This window comes from Rhizobium sp. SVR5-2C, assembly GCF_056755115.1.
This window is the reverse complement of record NZ_JBNDHT010000052.1, coordinates 17,978-40,096: the sequence shown is the minus strand read 5'-3', so window position 1 is coordinate 40,096 and position 22,119 is coordinate 17,978. Positions and strand designations below refer to the sequence as shown.

The 22,119-nt window shown below is 60.0% G+C and carries 21 protein-coding genes; 20 read left to right on the top strand and 1 reads right to left on the bottom strand.

Features of this window, described 5'->3' with window-relative positions; translation table 11 throughout:
* Positions 1-15: 15 nt before the first annotated feature.
* From ACPYOI_RS16715 to ACPYOI_RS16690, 6 genes are all read left to right on the top strand, one after another.
* Positions 16-225 carry a hypothetical protein gene (locus tag ACPYOI_RS16715; protein WP_481415206.1) on the top strand — a complete coding sequence of 70 codons (210 nt, stop codon included), beginning with the start codon at positions 16-18 and terminating at the stop codon, positions 223-225.
* The gene (locus ACPYOI_RS16710) at positions 225-599 is read left to right on the top strand and encodes a GFA family protein (RefSeq protein ID WP_481415207.1); all 375 of its coding nucleotides are present in this window, start codon (positions 225-227) and stop codon (positions 597-599) included. Before ACPYOI_RS16715 ends, ACPYOI_RS16710 begins: the two co-directional genes overlap by 1 nt.
* Before the next feature lie 142 nt (positions 600-741).
* Positions 742-2,043, top strand: a complete 1,302-nt coding sequence (locus ACPYOI_RS16705) for an efflux RND transporter periplasmic adaptor subunit (protein WP_481415208.1) — start codon at positions 742-744, stop codon at positions 2,041-2,043.
* Positions 2,044-2,056: 13 nt separating this feature from the next.
* Positions 2,057-2,773 (top strand): ABC transporter ATP-binding protein, encoded by a 717-nt coding sequence (locus ACPYOI_RS16700; protein ID WP_481423076.1) that lies wholly within the window; start codon positions 2,057-2,059, stop codon positions 2,771-2,773.
* Positions 2,763-3,971, top strand: coding sequence for an ABC transporter permease (locus ACPYOI_RS16695; protein ID WP_168832748.1), 1,209 nt, complete (start codon positions 2,763-2,765; stop codon positions 3,969-3,971). Before ACPYOI_RS16700 ends, ACPYOI_RS16695 begins: the two co-directional genes overlap by 11 nt.
* A 107-nt stretch (positions 3,972-4,078) precedes the next feature.
* A complete protein-coding gene (locus ACPYOI_RS16690; RefSeq protein ID WP_481415210.1) occupies positions 4,079-4,693 on the top strand; it encodes a GntR family transcriptional regulator in 615 nt (204 codons plus the stop codon).
* Positions 4,694-4,739: 46 nt separating this feature from the next.
* Here the strand turns inward: ACPYOI_RS16690 and ACPYOI_RS16685 are convergent, their stop codons facing one another.
* Positions 4,740-5,552, bottom strand: coding sequence for a ferredoxin--NADP reductase (locus tag ACPYOI_RS16685; protein WP_168832746.1), 813 nt, complete (start codon positions 5,550-5,552; stop codon positions 4,740-4,742).
* A gap of 244 nt (positions 5,553-5,796) precedes the next feature.
* On the opposite strand from ACPYOI_RS16685, the gene pcsA reads away from it, so the two are divergent.
* From pcsA to ACPYOI_RS16615, 14 genes are all read left to right on the top strand, one after another.
* Positions 5,797-6,525: a phosphatidylcholine synthase gene (gene pcsA, locus ACPYOI_RS16680; protein ID WP_481415211.1), complete on the top strand. Its 729-nt coding sequence runs from the start codon at positions 5,797-5,799 to the stop codon at positions 6,523-6,525.
* 9 nt (positions 6,526-6,534) lie between these two features.
* A complete protein-coding gene (locus ACPYOI_RS16675) occupies positions 6,535-7,515 on the top strand; it encodes a quinone oxidoreductase family protein (protein WP_481415212.1) in 981 nt (326 codons plus the stop codon).
* Positions 7,516-7,567: 52 nt separating this feature from the next.
* Complete coding sequence (locus ACPYOI_RS16670; protein WP_168832847.1) at positions 7,568-9,133, top strand: ABC transporter ATP-binding protein; 1,566 nt, start codon at positions 7,568-7,570, stop codon at positions 9,131-9,133.
* Positions 9,123-10,223 carry an ABC transporter permease gene (locus ACPYOI_RS16665; RefSeq protein WP_481415213.1) on the top strand — a complete coding sequence of 367 codons (1,101 nt, stop codon included), beginning with the start codon at positions 9,123-9,125 and terminating at the stop codon, positions 10,221-10,223. Before ACPYOI_RS16670 ends, ACPYOI_RS16665 begins: the two co-directional genes overlap by 11 nt.
* Positions 10,220-11,137: an ABC transporter permease gene (locus ACPYOI_RS16660; RefSeq protein WP_481415214.1), complete on the top strand. Its 918-nt coding sequence runs from the start codon at positions 10,220-10,222 to the stop codon at positions 11,135-11,137. The genes ACPYOI_RS16665 and ACPYOI_RS16660 overlap by 4 nt, the downstream gene beginning before the upstream one ends.
* Before the next feature lie 51 nt (positions 11,138-11,188).
* Positions 11,189-12,259, top strand: coding sequence for a BMP family ABC transporter substrate-binding protein (locus ACPYOI_RS16655; protein ID WP_168832741.1), 1,071 nt, complete (start codon positions 11,189-11,191; stop codon positions 12,257-12,259).
* Between the two features lie 146 nt (positions 12,260-12,405).
* Entirely contained in the window at positions 12,406-13,368 is a 963-nt protein-coding gene (gene ytfQ / locus ACPYOI_RS16650; RefSeq protein ID WP_168832740.1) for a galactofuranose ABC transporter, galactofuranose-binding protein YtfQ, read from the top strand.
* 119 nt (positions 13,369-13,487) lie between these two features.
* Positions 13,488-15,011, top strand: a complete 1,524-nt coding sequence (ytfR, locus tag ACPYOI_RS16645; protein WP_481415216.1) for a galactofuranose ABC transporter, ATP-binding protein YtfR — start codon at positions 13,488-13,490, stop codon at positions 15,009-15,011.
* The gene (locus tag ACPYOI_RS16640; protein ID WP_481415217.1) at positions 15,008-16,024 is read left to right on the top strand and encodes an ABC transporter permease; all 1,017 of its coding nucleotides are present in this window, start codon (positions 15,008-15,010) and stop codon (positions 16,022-16,024) included. Before ytfR ends, ACPYOI_RS16640 begins: the two co-directional genes overlap by 4 nt.
* The gene (gene yjfF / locus ACPYOI_RS16635; RefSeq protein ID WP_481415218.1) at positions 16,021-16,989 is read left to right on the top strand and encodes a galactofuranose ABC transporter, permease protein YjfF; all 969 of its coding nucleotides are present in this window, start codon (positions 16,021-16,023) and stop codon (positions 16,987-16,989) included. Before ACPYOI_RS16640 ends, yjfF begins: the two co-directional genes overlap by 4 nt.
* Positions 16,990-17,004: 15 nt before the next feature.
* Positions 17,005-17,757, top strand: a complete 753-nt coding sequence (locus tag ACPYOI_RS16630) for a FadR/GntR family transcriptional regulator (RefSeq protein ID WP_168832736.1) — start codon at positions 17,005-17,007, stop codon at positions 17,755-17,757.
* Positions 17,758-17,836: 79 nt separating this feature from the next.
* Positions 17,837-19,228, top strand: coding sequence for a bifunctional UDP-N-acetylglucosamine diphosphorylase/glucosamine-1-phosphate N-acetyltransferase GlmU (gene glmU, locus ACPYOI_RS16625; RefSeq protein WP_481423075.1), 1,392 nt, complete (start codon positions 17,837-17,839; stop codon positions 19,226-19,228).
* Between the two features lie 68 nt (positions 19,229-19,296).
* Positions 19,297-21,123 (top strand): glutamine--fructose-6-phosphate transaminase (isomerizing), encoded by a 1,827-nt coding sequence (glmS, locus tag ACPYOI_RS16620; protein WP_481415220.1) that lies wholly within the window; start codon positions 19,297-19,299, stop codon positions 21,121-21,123.
* A 116-nt stretch (positions 21,124-21,239) separates the two neighbouring features.
* On the top strand, positions 21,240-21,944 hold the full coding sequence (locus tag ACPYOI_RS16615) for a DUF502 domain-containing protein (RefSeq protein ID WP_168832733.1): 705 nt from the start codon (positions 21,240-21,242) through the stop codon (positions 21,942-21,944).
* Positions 21,945-22,119 lie beyond the last annotated feature (175 nt).

Below are 22,119 nucleotides of genomic sequence, written 5' to 3'. Positions count from 1 at the left end.
AAAAGGAGGAATGCTATGTCTGACGCTGTAAATCAGACCGTGCCGACCCGCAAAGTGCTGCGCGGCCGACCTTACAGTATGAGCGAATTTGCTCGGAAATATCGCTTGGATGAAAAGGAAGCCAGGCGGCTTTACGAAAAGTTCGGGCCTTCGGCGACCGAGCTCGACCTCTTGATGGCCGCCAAGCGCAGGCCGCCGAAATTGCCGCCGGACCTCGATTCCTGATGAAAATCCGTACCGGGGGCTGCCTTTGTGGCGCGGTCAGATATGAAGTGAAGGGTGAGCCGCTTCGCGCCGGCCTCTGCCATTGTGCAGATTGCAGAAAGGAGAGTGGCTCGGCCTTCGTCACCTTCGCGGTATGGCCACGCACCGCATTCGACTATTCCGGCAGGGTCGCGACATTTGAAGGCCGCAGCTTCTGTACGGCATGCGGCGGGCGGCTGTTCTGCCTCACGGAGAACGAGGCGGAACTCAGGCTCGGTTCGCTGGACGAGGCGCCGATGGAAATTGCTCCAACCTATGAAGTATGGATCAAGCGGCGCGAAAGCTGGCTCCATCCGATGCAAGGAACGCAGCAGTACCAGGAAGATGCCGACTAAACCGGATTTTCATTACCAAGATTTAATGCAATTTTTCGCTATTCCATGCCGATGCGCCTCTCGCAGTTAGTTCCGGTTCATCTTCGCTATGACTATTTACATGGCGAAGGAGCAGGCGCTCCCATGGTGGTTTGAGGATTTCATGAACGATTTCGAATCCGGAAGCGGCGCGAAGGCCGTATCGGCTAGGCTCGATCTTGCTGAGGTACTGGCAACCTCCGGCAAGCGTGGCCAGGGTCGCCGCTGGCGCGGCCGGCTTATAGCGGCAGCCATAGTCATTGCCGTGGCCGGTAGCGGCGGCTATGCTTATTACGGCCGCAACGGCAATGAATACAGCTATACGACCCTGCCGGCAAAGCGCGGCGATTTGACGGTCCTGGTGACGGCAACCGGCTCCGTGCAGCCGACGGAACAGGTCGACATATCGAGCGAGCTTTCGGGCACCGTGCGCGACGTCAACGTCGATTACAACAGCGAGGTGAAATCCGGCGAGGTGCTGGCAGTTCTTGATACGAACAAGCTGGAAGCCGATGTGAAAAGTTCGCGCGCGAAGGTCGTATCCGCCAAGGCGAACGTTGCCAAAGCCGATGCCGACCTGCTTTCGGCGCAGAGCTCGCTGGAGCGCTTGAAAAGTCTGGTCAAAAGCAACGTCTCGACGCAGCAGAGCCTTGAGGACGCATCCTACAAATATGAGTCTGCCGTCGCCGCAAAGCAGATAAACGAAGCGGACGTGCTCTCGGCCGAAGCGGACCTGCAACTGGCAGAGGTCAACCTAGCCAAAGCCAAGATCGTTTCGCCGATCGACGGCGTCGTACTGACCCGCTCGGTCAATCCTGGGGCAACCGTTGCTGCCTCGCTTTCGGCGCCGGTGCTCTTCACGATCGCAGGCGATCTCAGGAAGATGGAACTGCAGGTGGACGTCGACGAGGCCGATGTCGGCCAGATCGCGGTCGGACAGAAAGCGACCTTTACGGTCGACGCCTATCCGGACAAGACCTTCCCCGCCGAGATCGAGCAGATCCGTTTCGCCTCCGCGACAACCAACAACGTCGTCACCTATAAGGCCGTGCTTTCGGTCGACAACGCAGGCCTGCTGCTACGCCCAGGCATGACGGCTACCTCGGACATCACGGTCGAGGCCGTCAAGAATACGCTGATGGTGCCGAACGCAGCGCTGCGTTACGCGCCGCCGGAAACCGCATCGCGCGGGCGCGGCATCTTTGCTCTTTTCCGTCCGCCACGCATCGGCCGCCCGCGTGGAGGCGCTGGCGGTAGCGAGGCGCTGACTGGCGCAAAGCGGCGCGTATGGGTGCTTCGGAATGGCGTGCAGGTGCCGTTGGTCATCCAGGTCGGCTCCTCAGACGGTCAGTTCACCCAGGTCGTCTCCGGTGAATTGAAGGAGAACGATCGGCTTGTGACCGACGCAACGGCGCTGACGCAATAGACGGGACACGACGATGACCAGTCCGCCGCTTCTCGAATTCAGACAGGTATCGAAGGTCTATGGCCATGGCGAAGCGGCTATCCGCGCGCTCGACCACATCGACCTGCGGATCGCGACGCATGAATTCGTCGCGATCATGGGGCCGTCAGGCTCCGGAAAATCCACGGCGATGAACATCCTCGGCTGCCTCGACGTGCCGAGCGCCGGCGACTACATCTTCCAGGGCATTTCCACGAAAGGTTTCGACCGGGGGCAACTGACGCTGCTGAGGCGCCATATGCTGGGCTTCGTCTTCCAGGGCTTCAATCTTCTCGCCCGTACATCGGCGGTCGAGAACGTCGAGTTGCCGCTGACCTACCGCGGGATTGCCGCGCGAGAGCGCCGCGAGCGTGCCATTGAAGCGCTTGGTCTGGTCGGCCTGGCGGGACGTGAACACCACAAGACACAGGAGCTTTCCGGCGGCCAGCAGCAGCGCGTGGCGATCGCGCGGGCGATCGTCACCGAACCCGCTCTGCTTCTCGCCGACGAACCGACCGGCAATCTCGACACCAGGACCAGCGCCGAGATCATGGATCTGATGACCCGCCTGAACCGGGAGCAGGGCATCACCATCGTCATGGTCACGCATGAGCCGGACATCGCGGCCTATGCCCAGAGGATACTGCGTTTCGTCGACGGAAGGCTCGAAGCCGAGGTTGCGCCTCGGGAGGAGGCGGATCATGTTTCTTGAAACGCTGAAGCTCGCGCTGCGCGCCATCAGCCGAAACATGTTGCGGTCCTTCCTCACCGTGCTTGGCGTCGTCATCGGCGTTGCAGCCGTCATTGCACTGGTGACAATCGGCAATGGCACCACCGAGCAGGTCTCCACCGAACTTTCGCGGCTCGGAACCAACATGCTGTTCGTGCGTCCGGGGCAGTTCGGTCCGGGGCGGGCGAGTGCAGAGGCGAGGCGGTTCACCGTCAAGGACGTCGATGCAATCCGCGATCAGCTGACGGGCGTTCGCGCCGTGGCGCCGCTCAACCAGACGACGGCGACGGCGATCTACGGCGGACAGAGCCATTCGACCACCATCATGGGCACAACCAACGACTATTTCATCGCCCAGGATTGGGACATTGCGCTTGGCCGCACATTCGAGGCGGCAGAAGAGCGCGGACGTGCCAGGTGCATTCTCGGCGAGACGGTGCGGTCGGAGCTTTTCGGCGCGGCCAATCCAACAGGCCAGCAGATCCGCGTGGGCAAGGTATCCTGCAGCGTCATCGGCGTTCTGGCAAAACGCGGGCAATCGGGCATGGGCAACGACCAGGACGATGTGGTGATCCTGCCCGTGAAGGTCTACCAGCGCCGGGTCGGCGGCAGGGCCAATGCCACGGTTCAGATGATCGTCATCTCGGCGCGCGACGGCGTCTCGACCTCGAAGGTGCAGGCGGAAACGGAAAACCTGCTGCGCGAGCGCCGCAAGATCGTTCCGGGCCGAGACGACGATTTCACCGTCAACGACATGACGCAGATCGCCGCGGCGATGACGGGGACGACGACGCTGCTCACCGGACTTCTGGGAGCGGTGGCGGCAATCAGCCTGCTCGTCGGCGGCATCGGCATCATGAATATCATGCTGGTTTCCGTGACCGAGCGCACGCGCGAGATCGGCATCCGCCTTGCCATCGGCGCGCTCGAAACCCAGGTCCTGATGCAGTTCCTGGTGGAAGCCATAGCGCTGTCGCTCTTCGGCGGCATTACCGGCATCGTGCTCGGGATGGGGATCGGCTTTGTCTCCGTCACGCTCTTGAAGGTTCCCTTCGTCTTCAGCCCCATGATGATCGCCGTTGCTTTCCTCTTCTCGGCTGCCATCGGGATGATATTCGGTTATTTTCCGGCTCGCCGGGCCGCACAGCTGAACCCGATTGACGCCTTGCGCCACGAATAAAATAGCTTCACGTTCGCTTTCCTGGCTCTGAATTATCACGGTAGCTTGCCATCCTCATTTCTGCCATGTCACTATGTGATATATCAGTTTGAAGCATGGATTCCGGAATGCAGAATTCGCAGAGCCATCTGGCCTACCTCGCACTGGAGCACGCGATCGTGACGCTGGTGTTGAAGCCTGGTGCGCTCGTGACGGAAAAGCAGCTGATCGATCTGGCAGGACATGGGCGCACGCCGGTACGGGAAGCGATTCAGAAGCTTGCGTGGCAGGGGCTTATCATCGTCCGGCCGCGCGTCGGGTTGCAGATTGCGGAGATCAAGGCGGGTGACCATGCCAATGTCATGCAGGTGCGCAGGGAACTGGAGCCGATCGCGGCATCGCTCGCCGCCGAGCATGCGACGGACGAACAGCGGGCGGCGCTGACCGAATGCGCCCGCGCCATGGCGGACTGTACCGTCAACGGCGATCTTGATGCTTTCTTTGCGGCCGACAAGGCGTTCGACGAAATTCTCGAAGAAGCCTGCCCGAACACCTTCATCACGGTGGCACTCGGGCCCGTGCAGACGCATTCACGGCGTCTCTGGTATTCCACCGCCAATCCGGATCGGATGAACCGCTCGATCTCGCTTCACGTCGCAGTCATTCACGCGATTGAGGCGGGCAGGGTGGAAGAATCGCGCAAGGCAATGGCAACCTTGATTGACTACCTGAGCCACAAATGAAAACGGCTCCGTCTCCGGAGCCGTCCATCAATTCATGCAAAGACCATCAGCCGACAAAGGCGCGTTCGATGACGAACTCGGCGGGTTTGCTATTGGCGCCTTCTTCAAGGCCCGCCTTTTCCAGAAGTTCCTTGGTGTCCTTCAGCATGGCGGACGAGCCGCAGATCATGCCCCGGTCGATTGCCGGGTCGAGCGCCGGAACGCCGAGATCCGTAAAGAGCTTGCCGGAGGAAATCAGATCGGTGATGCGGCCGGTGCGCTCGAAATCCTCACGCGTCACGGTCGCATAGTGGCGCAGCTTATCGCCGACGATTTCGCTCAGCAGCTCGTCATTGCGGATTTCATCAACGAGGTCGAAGCCGTATTTCAGCTCAGCGACGTCGCGGGTCGTGTGCGTGAGGATCACTTCCTCATACTTCTCATAGGTTTCCGGGTCGCGGATAAGGCTTGCGAAGGGGGCAATGCCTGTTCCGGTCGAGAACATGTAGAGCCGCCTGCCGGGGGTGAGTGCGTCGAGAACCAGCGTGCCCGTCGGCTTCTTGCGCATCAGGACCTGATCGCCCGGCTTGATGGCCTGAAGATGCGATGTGAGCGGGCCGTCCGGCACCTTGATGGAGAAGAATTCGAGTTCTTCGGCCCAGGCGGGGCTTGCGATCGAATAGGCGCGGAACACCGGCTTGCCTTCGACCATCAGGCCGATCATTGCAAACTCGCCCGAGCGGAAACGGAACCCCTGCGGCCGGGTCATGGTGAAGCGGAAGAGCCGGTCGGTATAATGCGTGACGCTCAGCACCTTCTCGGCATAGACATTTGCCGGAATGGCGGAGGCGAAATCTTCGGTCTTTGCAGGAGCGTTCATTTTTCTTAATCGGATCCCGTATTCGTCGGATGATCGTGCGGATGCGAAGCAGATATTACAAATCCGCCTGAAGTTAAAGGCAATCCATTCTCCGGCGCGCTACCAAGAGGAAATATGCATGTCATGCTCATGATTCAATGCCTGTGCGCCATGTTGCTTTTGCGCTGGCGAAGCGAAGCAAAGGATGCATATTAGGCCAAAACGCCGCCTGCAGGTTTTAAGCGGCGATAGGCGGTGGGGAAACATGAAGATTTTCAACTACAAGCGCGTTCCTTATGCAGAAATACGCGCCTTTTCCGTCCATATTTTGACGGCATCCGGCTCCTTCCTTGCCTTTCTCGGCGTGGTCGCCGCCGCCGAGCATCGTTTCATCGATATGTTCTGGTGGCTGGGTCTTGCTCTGCTTGTTGACGGCGTCGATGGCCCGATCGCCCGCAAGGTGCGCGTAAAGGAAGTCCTGCCCAACTGGTCGGGCGACACGCTCGACAATATCATCGATTATGTGACCTACGTGTTGCTGCCCGCTTTCGCATTGTATCAGAGCGGCATGATCGGCGAGCCCTGGTCTTTCGTCGCGGCCGGGATGATCGTCGTTTCGAGCGCCATCTACTATGCCGATATGGGCATGAAAACGGATGAGTATTTCTTCTCCGGATTCCCTGTCGTCTGGAACATGATCGTCTTCACGCTCTTCGTCATCGATGCCGATGCAGCGACCGCGTTGAGCGTCGTGGTCGTCTCGGTGATACTCACTTTCCTGCCGATCAATTTCCTGCATCCGGTCCGCGTCCAGCGCTTGCGGCCGCTCAATCTCGCGGTCTTCTTTCTCTGGTCGGCGCTCGGCATGTATTCGCTGCTCATGCATTTCAGCATGCCGCAGTGGGCGGTTGTTCTCTTCGTGATCAGTGGCATCTATCTCTATTGCATCGGCGCCGTATTGCAGTTCTTCCCGGCGCTGGGCCGCAGCGAATAGGAGACACATATGACAAAGACGCAGGCGATCGCATTCAGCCGCAATGGCGGAACTGAGGTTCTGGAATATGTCGATATCGACCTGCCGCCGCCGACCGCCGGCGAGGTGCAGATCAGGCATGCCGCGATAGGCCTCAACTTCATCGACGTGTATTTCCGCGATGGCACCTATAAGGCGCCGCATCTTCCCTTCGTTCCGGGCAAGGAAGCCGCCGGCACCGTCACCGTGGTCGGGCCGGGTGTGACGGATTTTTCCGTCGGCGATCGGGTTGCCTATGCCGGTGCCGACGGTGCCTACAGCGTCGAACGGAATGTCGCGACCAAGCATCTCGTCAAGGTGCCGGACGGCATTAATCTGGAGACGGCGGCTGCGATGATGCTGAAGGGCATGACCGTCGAGTATCTGTTGAACCGGACATTCAAGGTGGGGCCGCAAACCGTCCTGCTGTTTCACGCTGCGGCGGGCGGCGTCGGGCTCATTGCCGGGCAATGGGCAAAGGCGCTCGGAGCGACCGTGATCGGCACCGCAGGCTCGGAAGACAAGGTGAAGCTCGCACTCGAGCACGGCTATGATCACGTCATCAATTACCGGACGGAAAACTTTCTCGATCGTGTGCGTGAAATCACCGCCGGCAAGGGCGTGGACGTCGTTTATGACTCGATCGGCCGCGACACCTTCCCGCAATCGCTTGACTGCCTGAAGCCGCGCGGCCTGTTCGTGTCATTCGGCCAATCCTCTGGCCCGATCGAGAACTTCACAATGGCAATGCTGGCGCAGAGGGGCTCGCTTTTTGCGACCAGGCCGACCCTTTTCACCTACATTGCGACCCGCGAGGAACTGACCGCCTGTGCAAACGCGCTATTTGATGTTGTGCTAAGCGGCAAAGTGCGTATCAATGTCAATCAAACCTATCCATTGCGTGAGGTGGGACGGGCTCACACGGATCTGGAAACAAGAAGAACTACCGGAACTACGCTGCTGATTCCATGAAAGATCCGGAACGGACGGATCGGCAGAGAGAAATGAGGGGAACGTGTCGTCATTGAATGCGCTGTCGTCCGGTGCGTTACTGTCGGTTCAGAAGCTGACGAAATTCTTCGGTAGCTTTGCTGCCTGCAATGAAATCGATCTCGATATTGCCCCAGGCGAAATTCACGCGCTTCTGGGAGAAAACGGCGCGGGAAAATCCACGCTGGTGAAGATGCTGTTCGGCGTGCTGGAGCCGACCGGCGGCCAAATCTTTTGGTCGGGAAAATCGGTTGCGATCGACTCTCCGGGAGAAGCCCGCAAACTCGGCATCGGCATGGTCTTCCAGCATTTCTCACTTTTCGAGGCGCTGACGGTCGCCGAAAACATCGCGCTTTCCCTCGATGACAGAATTCCGATCGGCAGGATCGCCGAAGAGGCGAGGGCACTGTCGCGCGCCTACGGTCTGCCGCTCGATCCGCACGCCCACGTCGCCGACCTTTCCGTCGGCGAGCGCCAGCGCATCGAAATCGTCCGCGCCCTGCTGCAGAACCCGAAGCTGATCATTCTCGATGAGCCGACTTCCGTTCTGACGCCGCAGGAGGCCGACAAGCTTTTCGAAACCCTCTTCAAGTTGAAGGCGGAAGGCCGCTCTGTCCTCTACATCAGTCATCGTCTCGAGGAAGTGCAGCGTCTTTGCGATCGCGCCACGGTGCTGCGCCACGGCAGGGTGACGGGCATCTGCGATCCGAAGCGCGAGACGCCCGGCTCGCTCGCCAGAATGATGGTGGGTTCGGATGTGGCGAGCGTCACACATCCCGATCGCGGCAATCCGGGGGATGTTCAGCTCGCGGTGACAGGCCTCTCGGTCGCACCTCGCACGCCCTTCGCCATGCCGCTGAAGGATGTATCGCTCGCCGTTCGTTCCGGTGAGATTCTGGCAATTGCCGGTGTCGCCGGAAACGGGCAGGGCGAACTCTTCGACGCGCTGTCCGGGGAGTATCCCGTGGCTTCGGCAGATGCGATTGTCATCCGCAGGCAACCCGTGGGCACAAAGGGCATCGCTGCCCGCCGCCTGCTCGGCGCGGGTTTCGTTCCCGAAGAGCGCCATGGGCACGCCGCCGTTCCAACCATGAGGCTTTCCGACAACCTCGTACTCGCGCGCAGCCAGTCGGATCGAAAGACCTTTCTCGCGGGCGGCTTCCTCAAGGTTATCCGCCGCGGCGCCGTGAAAAACGCTGCACGACGCATCTCGGAAGTCATGGATGTTCGCAAGAGCGGCGAGGATCCACCGGCCGGATCGCTCTCCGGCGGCAATCTTCAGAAATTCATCGTCGGCCGCGAGCTGGATCGCCAGCCTGCGGTTCTGGTGGTCAATCAGCCGACCTGGGGCGTCGATGCAGGTGCTGCGAGCCGCATTCGTCAGGCGCTCGTCGATCTCGCACGCGCCGGCTCTGCCGTCATCGTCATCAGCCAGGACCTCGACGAGATATTCGAAGTGGCGACCGAAATCGCGGTCATCTCGGAAGGACGCCTCTCGCCGCCGTTTCCTGCCGGCGAACTGACACGTGAGAAAATCGGCCTGTTGATGGGCGGCCTGCATCAGAGCGGGTCCGGTGCAGAGATCGCCCATGCGCATTGAACTCGAGAAGCGGCCTCAGACGTCGAAACTCTTCGGATTCGTTTCGCCGCTCCTGGCATTGGTCCTCACGCTGATTGCAGGCAGCATCATGTTTAGCCTGCTTGGCAAGGACCCCGCCGAGGCGTTGGATGCATTCTTCGTCGAACCTTTGCTCGAGGTCTGGTCGCTGCACGAGCTGGCGATCAAGGCCGCACCGCTGATCCTGATCGCCGTCGGTCTTTCCGTTTGCTACCGCTCGAACAACTGGAATATTGGCGCCGAGGGCCAGTTCACGATGGGTGCGATCGTAGGCTCGATCCTGCCGATTGTCTTCTACGACTGGCATTCGCCGCTGGTCCTGCCGCTGATGCTCATCATGGGCGCGATTGGCGGTGCGCTCTTCGCCGCCATCCCGGCCCTCCTGAAAGCGCATTTCAACACGAACGAGATTCTGACCTCGCTGATGCTGGTCTATATCTCTCAGCTTTTCCTCGATTGGCTGATCCGCGGTCCCTGGCGCGATCCGCAGGGCCTCAATTTTCCGGTTTCGCGTGATTTCGCGCCGGAGGCAATCGTCCCCGCTATTTGGGAAGAGTCCGGACGCGCCCACTGGGCTTTCATCTTCGCGATCCTCGCGGCGATCCTCGTCTGGTTCATGATGCGCTATACGCTGAGGGGCTTCGAAATTGTCGTGCTCGGCGAGTCGGAGCGGGCAGGGCGGTTTGCCGGCTTCTCCTCGAAGGGCATGATCTGGTTCAGCTTCCTGTTTTCCGGCGCGCTTGCCGGTCTCGCCGGCATTTCGGAAGTGTCGGGTTCGATCGGCCACCTTCAGCCGGCGATTTCGCCCGGCTACGGCTTTACCGCAATCATCGTCGCCTTCCTCGGGCGTCTCAATCCGCTGGGCATCATCGCCTCCGGCCTGGTGCTGGCGCTGACCTATCTCGGCGGTGAGGCGGCGCAGCTTTCGATCGGCGTATCGGACAAGGTGACGCGTGTTTTCCAGGGGCTTTTGCTCTTCTTCGTGCTCTCCTGCGACACGCTGATCTTCTACAGGGTCAGGATCGTCTGGTCGCGCGTTCATCAGGCGGTCGTCGGAAAGGCAGCGGAATGATTTTCGAAGCCATTCTGCTCACCGTCATCACGGCCTCCACGCCTCTCGTGATCGCTGCCCTTGGCGAACTGGTGGCCGAGCGCTCGGGTGTCTTGAACCTCGGCGTCGAGGGCATGATGATCATGGGCGCAGTCGGCGCCTTCGCGGCTGCCCAAGTCACCGGTTCGCCCTATGTCGGATTGCTGGCCGGGATCGCTACCGGCGCTCTGTTTTCGCTTCTTTTCGGCTTTCTGACGCTGACCCTGGTAACCAATCAGGTGGCGACGGGGCTTGCGCTGACGATCCTCGGGCTCGGCGCGTCCGGCATGCTGGGAGAGCCCTATGTTAGCGTTCCCGGTATCCGGCTGACACCGATCGTCTTTCCCTTCCTGTCGGAAATCCCTTTGTTGGGGCCAGCCCTATTCCGCCAGGATATCATCTTCTATCTCTCGATCGCCCTTCTTTTCGGCGTCAGCTGGTATCTCTTCCGCAGCCGAAGCGGGCTCAAGCTGCGCGCGATCGGCGACAACCACTCCTCGGCGCATGCGCTTGGTATAGAGGTCATCCGAACGCGTTACCTGGCAGTGATCTTCGGCGGCGCCTGCGCGGGCCTCGCCGGCGCGCAGCTCTCGCTTGTCTATACGCCGCAATGGGTGGAGAACATGTCGTCGGGGCGCGGCTGGATCACGCTCGCGCTTGTGGTCTTCGCCTCATGGCGTCCCTGGCGCGTCTTTGCCGGCGGCTATCTCTTCGGTGCGGTCACGATCCTGCAACTGCATGCCCAGGCCTTGGGCATCGGCATTCCGGCGCAATTCCTTTCAATGCTGCCCTATGCAGCCACTATTGTAGTTCTCGTCATCATTTCTCATAATCGGCGTACGACGTTGATCAATACGCCCGCGTCGCTTGGAAAGGCCTTCGTGCCGGAGCGATAGAAGAACAAAGAAACGGGTTTCCAGAAGATCTTCAAACCAACAGGGGTTATCATGAAGAAAATAGCACTCGCACTCGCCGCATCGGCTGCCGCGGTTATTGGCGCCGGTTCCGCTCATGCCGCGGACAAGACCAAGATCTGCTTCGTCTATGTCGGCTCGCACACCGACGGCGGATATTCGCAGGCACACGATCTCGGCCGCCAGCAGGTCCAGCAGGAGTTCGGCGACAAGATCGAAACGCCGTACCTCGAAAACGTTCCTGAGGGTCCGGATGCCGAGCGCGCTATCGAGCGCCTGGCTCGCTCGGGCTGCAAGCTGATCTTCACCACATCCTTCGGCTTCATGGACGCGACCGTAAAAGTTGCCGCCAAGTTCCCGAAAGTGAAGTTCGAGCATGGCACGGGTTACAAGACGGGCCCGAATCTCGCCACCTACAATTCGCGCTTCTATGAAGGCCGCTACATCCTCGGCCAGATCGCCGCCAAGACCTCGAAGAATCACGGTGCTGCCTACATCGCTTCCTTCCCGATTCCGGAAGTGGTGATGGGCATCAACTCATTCGAACAGGGCGCCAAGTCGATCGACCCGGACTTCAAGCTCAAGGTGATCTGGGTCAACACCTGGTTCGATCCGGGCAAGGAAGCCGACGCCGCCAAGGCCATGGTTGACCAGGGAGTCGACGTGCTGACGCAGCACACGGACACGACCGCGCCGATGCAGGTTGCCGAAGAGCGCGGCATCCATGCCTTCGGCCAGGCATCGGATATGATCGCAGCGGGCCCGAAAGCTCAGATGACGGCTATTGTGGATACCTGGGGCAACTACTACTCCAAGCGTATTCACGCGCTTCTGGACGGCACCTGGAAGTCCGAACAGAGCTGGGACGGCCTGAAGGACGGCATTCTCAAGATGGCGCCTTACACGAACATGCCGGATGACGTGAAGAAGATGGCCGAAGAGACCGAGGCCAAGATCAAGTCCGGCGAGCTGCATCCCTTCACCGGCCCGATCAACAAGCAGGACGGTACTCCGTGGCTGAAGGCCGGCGAGAAGGCCGATGACGGCACGCTGCTGGGCATGAACTTCTACGTTGAAGGTGTCGACGACAAGTTGCCGCAATAATTCTGCAGCTATTTTGCTGCTGCCAAGGCGCTCCGGTCCGGAGCGCCTTTTTTGTTGCGCTGCATCCTAAAATAGCAATTTACAAAAGTAATACTATATGATTTTTTCTCTCTAGCCGCGAGGAGCGGCATTTGGGAGAGACAATCATGAAGTTGAAAACTGCACTTTTGAGTGCCACGGTTCTGGCTGCCTGCATGTTCGGTTCCGCGTCTGCGGCCCAACTCGTCGTGGGCTTTTCGCAGATCGGCTCGGAATCAGGCTGGCGCGCTGCTGAAACGACGGTGACGAAGCAGGAAGCCGAAAAGCGCGGCGTTGACCTGAAATTTTCGGACGCCCAGCAGAAGCAGGAAAATCAGATCAAGGCGATTCGCTCCTTCGTCGCCCAGGGCGTCAACGCCATTTTCCTCGCACCGGTCGTTGAAACCGGTTGGGACGACGTTCTGAAGGAAGCCAAGGAAGCCGAAATCCCGGTCATCCTTCTCGACCGCACGATCAAGGCTCCGGAAGACCTCTACCTGACGGCGGTTACCTCCGACCAGGTTCATGAAGGCAAGGTCGCGGGCGACTGGCTCGTCAAGAATGTCGGCGACAAGAAGTGCAACGTCGTCGAACTCCAGGGCACCACCGGTTCCTCGCCGGCGATCGCCCGTAAGAAGGGCTTCGAGGAAGCCATTGCCGGCCATGACAACTTCAAGATCGTTCGCAGCCAGACGGGTGACTTCACCCGTGCGAAGGGCAAGGAAGTCATGGAAAGCTTCCTGAAGGCCGAGAATGGCGGCAAGGACATCTGCGCCCTCTACGCCCATAATGACGACATGGCTGTCGGCGGGATCCAGGCGATCAAGGAAGCTGGCCTGAAGCCCGGCAAGGACATTCTCGTCGTCTCGATCGACTCGGTTCCGGATATCTTCCAGGCGATGGCAGCAGGCGAAGCCAATGCGACCGTCGAGCTCACGCCGAACATGGCCGGTCCGGCATTCGATGTGCTCGACGCCTACCTGAAGGACAAGAAGGAGCCGCCGAAGTGGATCCAGACGGAATCGAAGCTCTACACGCAGGCTGACGATCCGATGAAGGTCTACGAGTCCAAGAAGGGCCTCGGCTACTGATCGACGCTTTGGAACCGCACCGGCCCGTCATGGACCGGTGCGGCGTTGCCCACGCGAGCAAGACATCATGTCTGCAACTGCAAGGGCACAAGGGGTCAATATCAGGAAAATACCGAGCCATGATTCACGATTTCGAGAACATTCTCGCCGCGTCCGGAATATCCAAGTTTTTTCCCGGCGCGGTGGCGCTGGACAAAGTTGATTTCACGCTTCGCAAGGGCGAGGTGCATGCGCTGCTCGGTGAAAACGGAGCCGGCAAATCGACGCTCATCAAATGCCTGAGCGGCGCCTATCGCCGCGACGAGGGACGGCTCGCGCTGGAAGGCAGCCAGATCGATCCTGCCGATACGCTGGCCGCTCAGAAGCTAGGCATCGGGACCGTCTATCAGGAGGTAAACCTCCTTCCCAATCTCAGTGTTGCCGAAAACCTTTTTCTCGGCCGCCAGCCCCGACGTCTTGGCATGGTCGATGCCCGCGCCATGAACCGGATGGCGCGTGAATTGCTGGCGCAATATGGCTTGACCATCGATGTAACGGCGCAGCTCGATCGCTTCTCCGTCGCCGTTCAGCAAGTGATCGCCATTGCCCGGGCGGTCGATCTTTCCGGCAAGGTCCTGATCCTTGATGAGCCGACCGCAAGCCTTGATACCCACGAAGTCGCGATGCTCTTCGACATCGTAAAGAACTTGAAGAGGCGTGGGTTAGGCATTGTTTTCATTACGCACTTCTTGGAGCAGGTCTATGAAATCAGCGATCGCATAACTGTGCTTCGCAACGGTAGATTGGTCGGCACCCGGAAGACGGCGGACTTGCCGCGGCAGGCGCTGATCCCGATGATGCTCGGCCGCGAATTGGCCCAGACGGAACAGGCGGCAAGCGAGCGCGCAGTTGTAGTTGGCGATACCAAGTACCGCTTCGAGCGCTATGGCAAGCGCGGCAAGGTGAAACCATTCAATCTCAACGTTCGCACCGGCGAGGTAGTGGGCATAGCGGGCCTGCTGGGATCCGGACGCACCGAGACTGCGGAGCTTCTCTTTGGCATAGAGCACGCCGACAGCGGCAAGGCCGAGATCGATGGGAAAGCCGTGGCGCTATCAAGCCCGCGTGCCGCGATCATGAACGGCTTCGGCTTTTGTCCGGAAGACCGCAAGACCGATGGAATCATCGGCGACCTCTCGATCCGCGAAAACATCGCGCTGGCCCTTCAGGCCCGCCGCGGGTGGGCGCGGCCGCTTTCGCGCAGCGAGCAGAACGCCTTGGCGGACCAGTACATAAAGACGCTCGATATCCGCACCACCGACCGCGAGAAGCCGATCCGCCTGCTTTCGGGCGGCAATCAGCAGAAGGCCATCCTGGCTCGCTGGCTTGCTACCAATCCGGATTTTCTGATCCTCGACGAACCCACGCGCGGCATTGATGTCGGAGCCCACGCAGAAATCATCAAGCTGATCGAGGAACTTTGCGCGAAGGGCATGTCTCTGATCGTCATTTCCTCAGAACTGGAAGAACTTGTCGCCTACAGTTCACGCGTCATTGTTCTTCGCGACCGCGAGCATATCGCCGAGCTTGCCGGAGACCGCGTGACTGCAGCCGCCATCATCGATGCAATCGCAGCCGCTGAAAAGAAAATGGAGGATGCATGAGTTCCTCGCTCAAGGCGCTTGTCATACGCCTCGCCCCGCAATTGATTGCGCTTGCGGTTATTCTCCTGTTGAATTTCATAATGTTCCCGCAGTTTTTTAATGTCGTGGTGCAGAATGACCGTCTCTATGGCAGTCTGATCGACGTTCTCAATCGCGGCGCACCGGTTGCACTGCTTGCGATCGGGATGACGCTGGTCATCGCGACGAAGGGCATTGATCTTTCTGTCGGCGCAGTCATCGCGATCTGCGGCGCGGTTGCTGCATCGTTGATCGTCTCCGGCAATTCGCTTGCCTACACGCTGATCGTGACCCTCGGCACCGGATTGCTTTGCGGCGTCTGGAACGGTTTCCTGGTTGCCATCCTGAATATCCAGCCGATCATCGCCACCCTCGTTCTGATGGTGGCCGGGCGTGGCATCGCCCAGCTGATTACCGAAGGCGTGATCATGACCTTCAATGATCCGGGGCTCATCTTCCTCGGCAGCGGTTCCTTCGCCTACCTGCCGATGCCCGTGGTGACCTGGCTGGTCGCCGGTGCGCTGGTGATCCTGCTCGTGCGTCGCACCGCTCTTGGGATGCTGATTGAAGCAATCGGCATAAACCGCCGGGCCAGCACGCTTTCCGGCGTTCGCACTCCCGTCCTGCTGATGGCGGTCTACATGCTGAGCGCGCTCTGCGCGGCCGTTGCCGGCATCATCGTTGCAGCTGACATCAAGGGCGCGGATGCGAATAATGCGGGTCTTTGGCTGGAGCTGGATGCGATCCTTGCGGTGGTTGTCGGCGGCAATTCCCTGCTTGGCGGGCGCTTCAGCATTCTTGGCTCACTCATCGGTGCGATGATCATCCAGGCGGTCAACACCGGCATTCTGCTCTCGGGCTTTCCTCCTGAATTCAACCTCATCATCAAGGCGGTGATCGTCCTGATCATCCTCATCATCCAGTCGCCGGCGCTGCAGTCCACGGCGATCTTCTTCAGCCGCAAGCCGGAAGTCAGGGCGGAGCTGTCGAAATGAACTCGAAATACCTGCCGCTGCTGGCGACCATCGTCATCTTCGTGCTGTCCTATGTGGCCTGTGCGCTGCAATACCCGAACATGCTGTCGACCCGTGTCGCCGGCAATCTTTTGACCGACAATGCATTCCTCGGCATTGCCGCCGTCGGCATGACCTTCGTCATTATTTCAGGCGGCATCGATCTCTCGATCGGCTCGGTCATCGCCTTCACGGGCGTATTCCTTGCCGTCATCCTGCGGGACACCTCGATCCACCCGCTCGCCGCATTCGCGCTGGTTCTCGTTATCACGACCGCTTTCGGCGGGTTGATGGGCGCAGTGATCCATTATCTGAAGATGCCGGCTTTCATCGTGACGCTGGCAGGCATGTTCCTGGCGCGTGGCATGTCCTATGTGCTGTCGATCGACAGCATCCCCATCGATCACGAATACTATTCGACGCTGACCGGCATCTACTACCGCCTGCCGGGCGGCGGACGCCTGACGCTGATCGGCGGCATCATGCTGCTTGTCTTCACCGCGGGCATCTTCATCGCGCATCGCACGCGCTTCGGAGCAAACGTTTACGCGCTCGGTGGCGGCGTCCAGACGGCCGAGTTGATGGGCGTGCCGGTTGGCCCTACCACCATCCGCATCTACGCGCTTTCCGGCTTTCTGGCGGGACTATCGGGAATCGTCTTTTCACTCTATACCTCTGCCGGCTATTCGCTGGCGGCGGTCGGTGTGGAACTTGACGCCATTGCCGCGGTGGTCATTGGGGGGACGCTGCTGACGGGGGGAGCGGGATTCGTCGCGGGAACTTTTATCGGTCTCTTGATACAAGGGCTCATTCAGACGTACATCACCTTCGACGGGACGCTTTCGAGCTGGTGGACAAAAATCCTTATCGGCCTTCTGCTCTTTGCGTTTATTCTGATGCAAAAGGCTATTCTGTTCGTTTCCAGCCTGAACAAGAGGTACGCCTGACGGAGGACTTGTTACTTGCGCAACCGATTGCTTGAGACACGAAGGAGCGGTCGCAGGACCCGCACCAGCCACGCGCAGGTCGTGGATGAGCTCGGCAAGGCCATCGTGGCCGGGACCTATCCGGTCGGCTCGATTCTCCCTGGCGACGCCGAGCTTGCGCAGCGCTTCAAGGTCTCTCGAACGGTTCTTCGCGAAACGATGAAGACGCTCGCGGCCAAGGGCATGGTTGTCGCCAAGGCGCGTGTCGGCACGCGCGTCACCGAGAAGACCTTCTGGAACATGTTCGACAGCGAGATCATCGCTTGGCATTTCGATCATGGCGTTACCGAAGAATTCCTGTTGCAGCTCTACGACATTCGGCTTGCCGTGGAGCCGTTCGCCGCTGGGCTGGTTGCAGAGCGCGCGAACGGCGATGACATCGCCACGCTGCGTGCGTTGGCGCTCGATATGGCCGAACCCGGCCACACGGCGGAAAGTCTCGCGTTCGCCGACCTGAAATTCCATCTGGCAGTTGCCGATGCCTCCCACAACCCGTTCATGCGCACGCTCGGAAGCCTGATCGAGGCTGCACTGGTTGGCATGTTCCGGCTCAGCACGCCGCCTTCCCAGAACGGCTTCGCCAATATCGCCGACACGCATATGCGCATTGTCGATGCAATCGTTGCAGGCGATGTCCCGGCCGCCCGCACGGCAATGGAAGCCGTCATCATCGAAGGCCGGGGGCGCGTTCGTGATGCCTACGCGGCTCTCACCCGGGTCTCGGCCTGACCAATTTCATCTTTGTCGACGGTTCGCCTTGCTGCTATGAGGCAGAACGTTGCCGAACAATGGATTCCCGGAGCCCGCCATGGAACGCACCTGCCTCGCCGTTATTCTTGCCGCCGGTGATAGCACTCGCATGAAGTCCTCAAAATCGAAGGTGCTGCATCCGGTCGCCAACCGGCCGATGATTGCACATGTCGTGGAGGCCGTGGCAAAGGCAGGTATCTCCTCCGTCGCGCTTGTTGTCGGACGCGATGCCGAAGAGGTCGCCAAGGCAGCCAGCATCGGCGGCGTCGAGGTCGAGGCGCATCTGCAGAAGGAACGTCTTGGAACCGGGCACGCGGTCCTTGCGGCGCGCGAGGCGATTGCCCGCGGCTACGACGATATTTTCGTGACCTATGGCGACGTGCCGCTGCAGACCGAGGGTCCGTTGAGGGCGGCGCGTCAGGCGCTGGCGGAAGGCAGTGACATCGCCGTCATCGGGTTCCATACAGACCGGCCGACCGGTTACGGCCGGTTGCTGGTGAAAGATGGCGAACTGATCGCGATCCGCGAGGAAAAGGATGCGACCGACGCCGAGCGCGCCGTCAAATGGTGCAATAGCGGCCTGATGGCGATCAACGGCCGTAAGGCGCTCGATCTGCTGGCGCGGATCGGAAACGGCAACATGAAGGGTGAGTATTACCTTACAGACCTCGTCGAAATCGCCCGTTCGCTGGGCGGCCGGGTGACCGCTGTCGATGCTCCGGAAGTCGAGATGACCGGCTGCAACAACAGGGCTGAACTCGCGGCGATCGAGCGTTTCTGGCAGGAGCGCCGCCGTCACGAACTGATGATCTCAGGCGTGACGATGATCGCGCCGGAGACTGTTTTCCTGTCGTATGACACCGTCATCGGTCAGGATGTGCTGATCGAGCCGAACGTCGTGTTCGGTCCCGGCGCGGTGATCGACGGCGGCGCGGTGATCCATTCCTTTTCTCATATCGAAGGTGCGCATGTAAGGGCGGGTGCGGCGGTCGGTCCTTTTGCCCGCCTTCGTCCCGGCGCCGATCTCGGCCAAGGCTCGAAGGTCGGCAACTTCTGCGAGGTGAAGAACGGTCAGATAGGCGAGGGCGCCAAGGTCAACCATCTGACCTATATCGGCGATGCGGTCATCGGAGCCGGTACTAACATCGGCGCGGGCACGATCACCTGCAACTACGACGGCGTGAACAAATTCGAGACCCGAATCGGCGCCAATGCCTTCATCGGCTCGAACAGTGCATTGGTTGCTCCGGTCAGCATCGGTGACGGCGCGTATATTGCGTCCGGCAGTGTCATCACCGACAATGTCCCCGCCGATGCGCTTGCCTTCGGCCGGGCTCGCCAGGAGGTGAAGCCTGAGCGCGCCAAAGCAATTCGCGAGCGCGCACTGGCCATCAAGGCGGCAAAAAAACCAAGGCTGAGTAACGGCCGGAAATCGAAAGTGACCGGCTGAGCGATTGAGAAATAACAGGAAATCGCTAGGTACTGGTCTCGTTATTTCAAAGCGTTGGGGACATTTTCATGTGCGGTATCGTGGGCATCGTCGGCAGTCGTCCTGTTGCGGAGCGGTTGGTGGATGCGCTGAAGCGGCTCGAGTATCGAGGTTATGATTCCGCCGGTGTTGCGACGATCCACAACGGCGTGATGGATCGCCGCCGCGCCGAGGGCAAACTTTTCAACCTGGAGAAGCGCCTCGACGCCGAGCCGCTCTTCGGCACGACGGGCATCGCCCATACCCGCTGGGCAACCCATGGCGTTCCGAACGAGACCAATGCGCACCCGCACTTCGTCGAAGGCGTGGCTGTCGTCCACAACGGCATTATCGAGAACTTCTCGGAGCTGCGCGACGAGCTGAGTGCCGACGGTGCGATATTCGAAAGCCAGACGGACACCGAAGTCGTCGCTCATCTGATGGCGAAGTACTTGCGCGAGGGACTTGAGCCGCGCGCAGCCATGCTCAAGATGCTGAACCGCGTGACGGGCGCCTATGCGCTCGTTGTCATGCTGAAGAACGATCCGGGTACGCTGCTGGCTGCGCGCTCCGGCCCACCGCTCGCCGTTGGCTTCGGAAATGGTGAAATGTTCCTGGGGTCGGATGCGATCGCTCTTTCGCCCTTCACCAGCGAGATCACCTATCTTGTCGACGGCGACTGCGCGGTCATCACCCGTGAGGGTGCGACGATCGTCGATTTTTCCGGCAAGCCGGTGAACCGCCCGCGGCAGATTTCCCAGGTGGCGGCCTATGTCGTCGACAAGGGCAACCATCGCCATTTCATGGAGAAGGAAATCTACGAGCAGCCTGAGGTGATTTCCCACGCTCTCAGCCACTACATGGATTTTGCCGAGAACACGATTGCTGCCAATGCATCGGCGATCGACTTCCGGACGGTAAGCAGCCTCGCTGTCTCGGCCTGCGGCACGGCCTATCTCGCTGGCCTGGTCGGCAAATACTGGTTTGAGCGCTATGCCCGCTTGCCGGTCGAAATCGATGTCGCCTCGGAGTTCCGGTATCGCGAGATGCCGCTGCAGCCGTCGCAGGCAGCACTCTTCATCTCGCAATCGGGTGAAACCGCCGATACGCTGGCCTCGCTCCGCTACTGCAAGGACCATGGCCTGAAAATCGGAGCCGTGGTCAACGTCCAGGAGTCGACCATCGCGCGCGAATCCGACGCCGTCTTCCCGATCATGGCCGGCCCTGAGATCGGCGTTGCGTCGACCAAAGCCTTCACCTGCCAGTTGGCGGTGCTTGCATCGCTCGCAATCAGCGCCGGCAAGGCGCGCGGCACCGTCAGCGCGGACGAAGAAAAGGCGCTCGTGCGCCATCTCGCCGAAATGCCGCGCATCATGAGCCGTGTGCTGAACCTCGTGCAGCCGCAAATGGAAAGCCTGTCGCGTGAGCTCTCCAAGTGCCGCGACGTGCTTTATCTCGGCCGCGGAACCAGCTTCCCGCTGGCAATGGAAGGCGCGCTGAAGCTCAAGGAGATTTCCTATATCCATGCCGAGGGATATGCGGCGGGCGAATTGAAGCACGGGCCGATTGCGCTGATCGACGAGAATATGCCGGTCATCGTCATCGCGCCTTACGACCGCTTCTTCGACAAGACCGTTTCGAACATGCAGGAAGTCGCGGCTCGCGGCGGGCGAATCGTCTTCATCACCGACGAAGCGGGCGCCGCCGCGTCCAAGCTGCCGACCATGACGACGATCGCGCTTCCGAACGTTCCCGAGATCATTGCGCCGATGATATTCTCCCTGCCGATCCAATTGCTTGCCTACCACACCGCGGTGTTCATGGGCACGGATGTCGATCAGCCGCGAAACCTCGCGAAATCGGTCACGGTGGAGTGAACCGCAAGGCGGCTGCACCGCTTGTACAAGGTGTCGAATTCTGGCAGCCTCGTTCGGCAGGTGCGGGGGCGCCTGATCACGACATCCGGTAGACCCAAGGGAGTTCATCGCGAGCGATGACGAACAAGCTGCACCGATTGCCGATAGCAACGCGCATTAGAAACAACTTCCTGGCGGGCCTCATCATCTGTGCCCCGATTGCGATCACGCTCTGGCTCACATGGTCGATTGTCCGCTGGGCCGACAGCTGGGTGAAGCCGTACATTCCCGCCCGCTACGATCCCGACAGCTACCTGAATTTTGCGGTTCCCGGTTCCGGCCTGATTATCGCGATGATCTTCATCACCATCATCGGCTTCCTGGGGAAAAACCTCATTGGCCGGGGCATCGTGCAGTTCGGAGAGTCGCTGGTACACCGCGTCCCGCTGGTGCGCAGCATCTACAAGAGCGTGAAGCAGATATTTGAATCGGTGCTGAAGGAGCAAAACAATTCCTTCAAGAAGGTAGGCCTCATCGAATATCCGAGCCCTGGCCTCTGGGCGCTGGTCTTCATCGCCACTGATGCGAAGGGTGAGATCGCTACCAAGTTCAATGCGATGGGGCATGATATGGTCAGTGTCTTCCTGCCGCCCACCCCGGTGCCGACGGCCGGATTTCTGATCTTCGTCCCGCGCGAAAAGATCGTTGTTCTCGACATGTCGCCGGAGGATGCGGCAAAGCTCCTGATTTCGGGCGGACTTGTGGCGCCGGATGAACTTGCAAGCCGGGCCGCGAAGGAAAAGCGTTCCCGCAAGCAGTTGCGAGCGCCCGCGGAAACCTGATCCGCACTTCTGAGCCTGTCACGTAAGTATCACGTTGCCGCCCTACACCGCTCTTCGGGAGGCTTTCGGGCGCAATCTCATCGAACAGCTTCATAAACACCGAAGCGGGCCGTTCATATTTCGAAGCGGCTTACGGGCTTGCGTCCTGATGAAATCCTTTCCGAAAAAGCTTTTA

Bases quoted from the DNA above. Each gene is read 5' to 3' on its own strand.
- ytfQ (WP_168832740.1), top strand. From the start codon at position 12,406: ATGAAGTTGAAAACTGCACTTTTGAGTGCCACGGTTCTGGCTGCCTGC.
- pcsA (WP_481415211.1), top strand. From the start codon at position 5,797: ATGAAGATTTTCAACTACAAGCGCGTTCCTTATGCAGAAATACGCGCC.
- ACPYOI_RS16715 (WP_481415206.1), top strand. From the start codon at position 16: ATGTCTGACGCTGTAAATCAGACCGTGCCGACCCGCAAAGTGCTGCGC.
- glmS (WP_481415220.1), top strand. From the start codon at position 19,297: ATGTGCGGTATCGTGGGCATCGTCGGCAGTCGTCCTGTTGCGGAGCGG.
- ACPYOI_RS16665 (WP_481415213.1), top strand. From the start codon at position 9,123: ATGCGCATTGAACTCGAGAAGCGGCCTCAGACGTCGAAACTCTTCGGA.
- ytfR (WP_481415216.1), top strand. From the start codon at position 13,488: ATGATTCACGATTTCGAGAACATTCTCGCCGCGTCCGGAATATCCAAG.
- ACPYOI_RS16705 (WP_481415208.1), top strand. From the start codon at position 742: ATGAACGATTTCGAATCCGGAAGCGGCGCGAAGGCCGTATCGGCTAGG.
- ACPYOI_RS16615 (WP_168832733.1), top strand. From the start codon at position 21,240: ATGACGAACAAGCTGCACCGATTGCCGATAGCAACGCGCATTAGAAAC.
- ACPYOI_RS16690 (WP_481415210.1), top strand. From the start codon at position 4,079: ATGCAGAATTCGCAGAGCCATCTGGCCTACCTCGCACTGGAGCACGCG.
- ACPYOI_RS16655 (WP_168832741.1), top strand. From the start codon at position 11,189: ATGAAGAAAATAGCACTCGCACTCGCCGCATCGGCTGCCGCGGTTATT.
- ACPYOI_RS16695 (WP_168832748.1), top strand. From the start codon at position 2,763: ATGTTTCTTGAAACGCTGAAGCTCGCGCTGCGCGCCATCAGCCGAAAC.
- ACPYOI_RS16700 (WP_481423076.1), top strand. From the start codon at position 2,057: ATGACCAGTCCGCCGCTTCTCGAATTCAGACAGGTATCGAAGGTCTAT.
- yjfF (WP_481415218.1), top strand. From the start codon at position 16,021: ATGAACTCGAAATACCTGCCGCTGCTGGCGACCATCGTCATCTTCGTG.
- ACPYOI_RS16710 (WP_481415207.1), top strand. From the start codon at position 225: ATGAAAATCCGTACCGGGGGCTGCCTTTGTGGCGCGGTCAGATATGAA.
- ACPYOI_RS16640 (WP_481415217.1), top strand. From the start codon at position 15,008: ATGAGTTCCTCGCTCAAGGCGCTTGTCATACGCCTCGCCCCGCAATTG.
- glmU (WP_481423075.1), top strand. From the start codon at position 17,837: ATGGAACGCACCTGCCTCGCCGTTATTCTTGCCGCCGGTGATAGCACT.
- ACPYOI_RS16685 (WP_168832746.1), bottom strand. From the start codon at position 5,552: ATGAACGCTCCTGCAAAGACCGAAGATTTCGCCTCCGCCATTCCGGCA.
- ACPYOI_RS16660 (WP_481415214.1), top strand. From the start codon at position 10,220: ATGATTTTCGAAGCCATTCTGCTCACCGTCATCACGGCCTCCACGCCT.
- ACPYOI_RS16675 (WP_481415212.1), top strand. From the start codon at position 6,535: ATGACAAAGACGCAGGCGATCGCATTCAGCCGCAATGGCGGAACTGAG.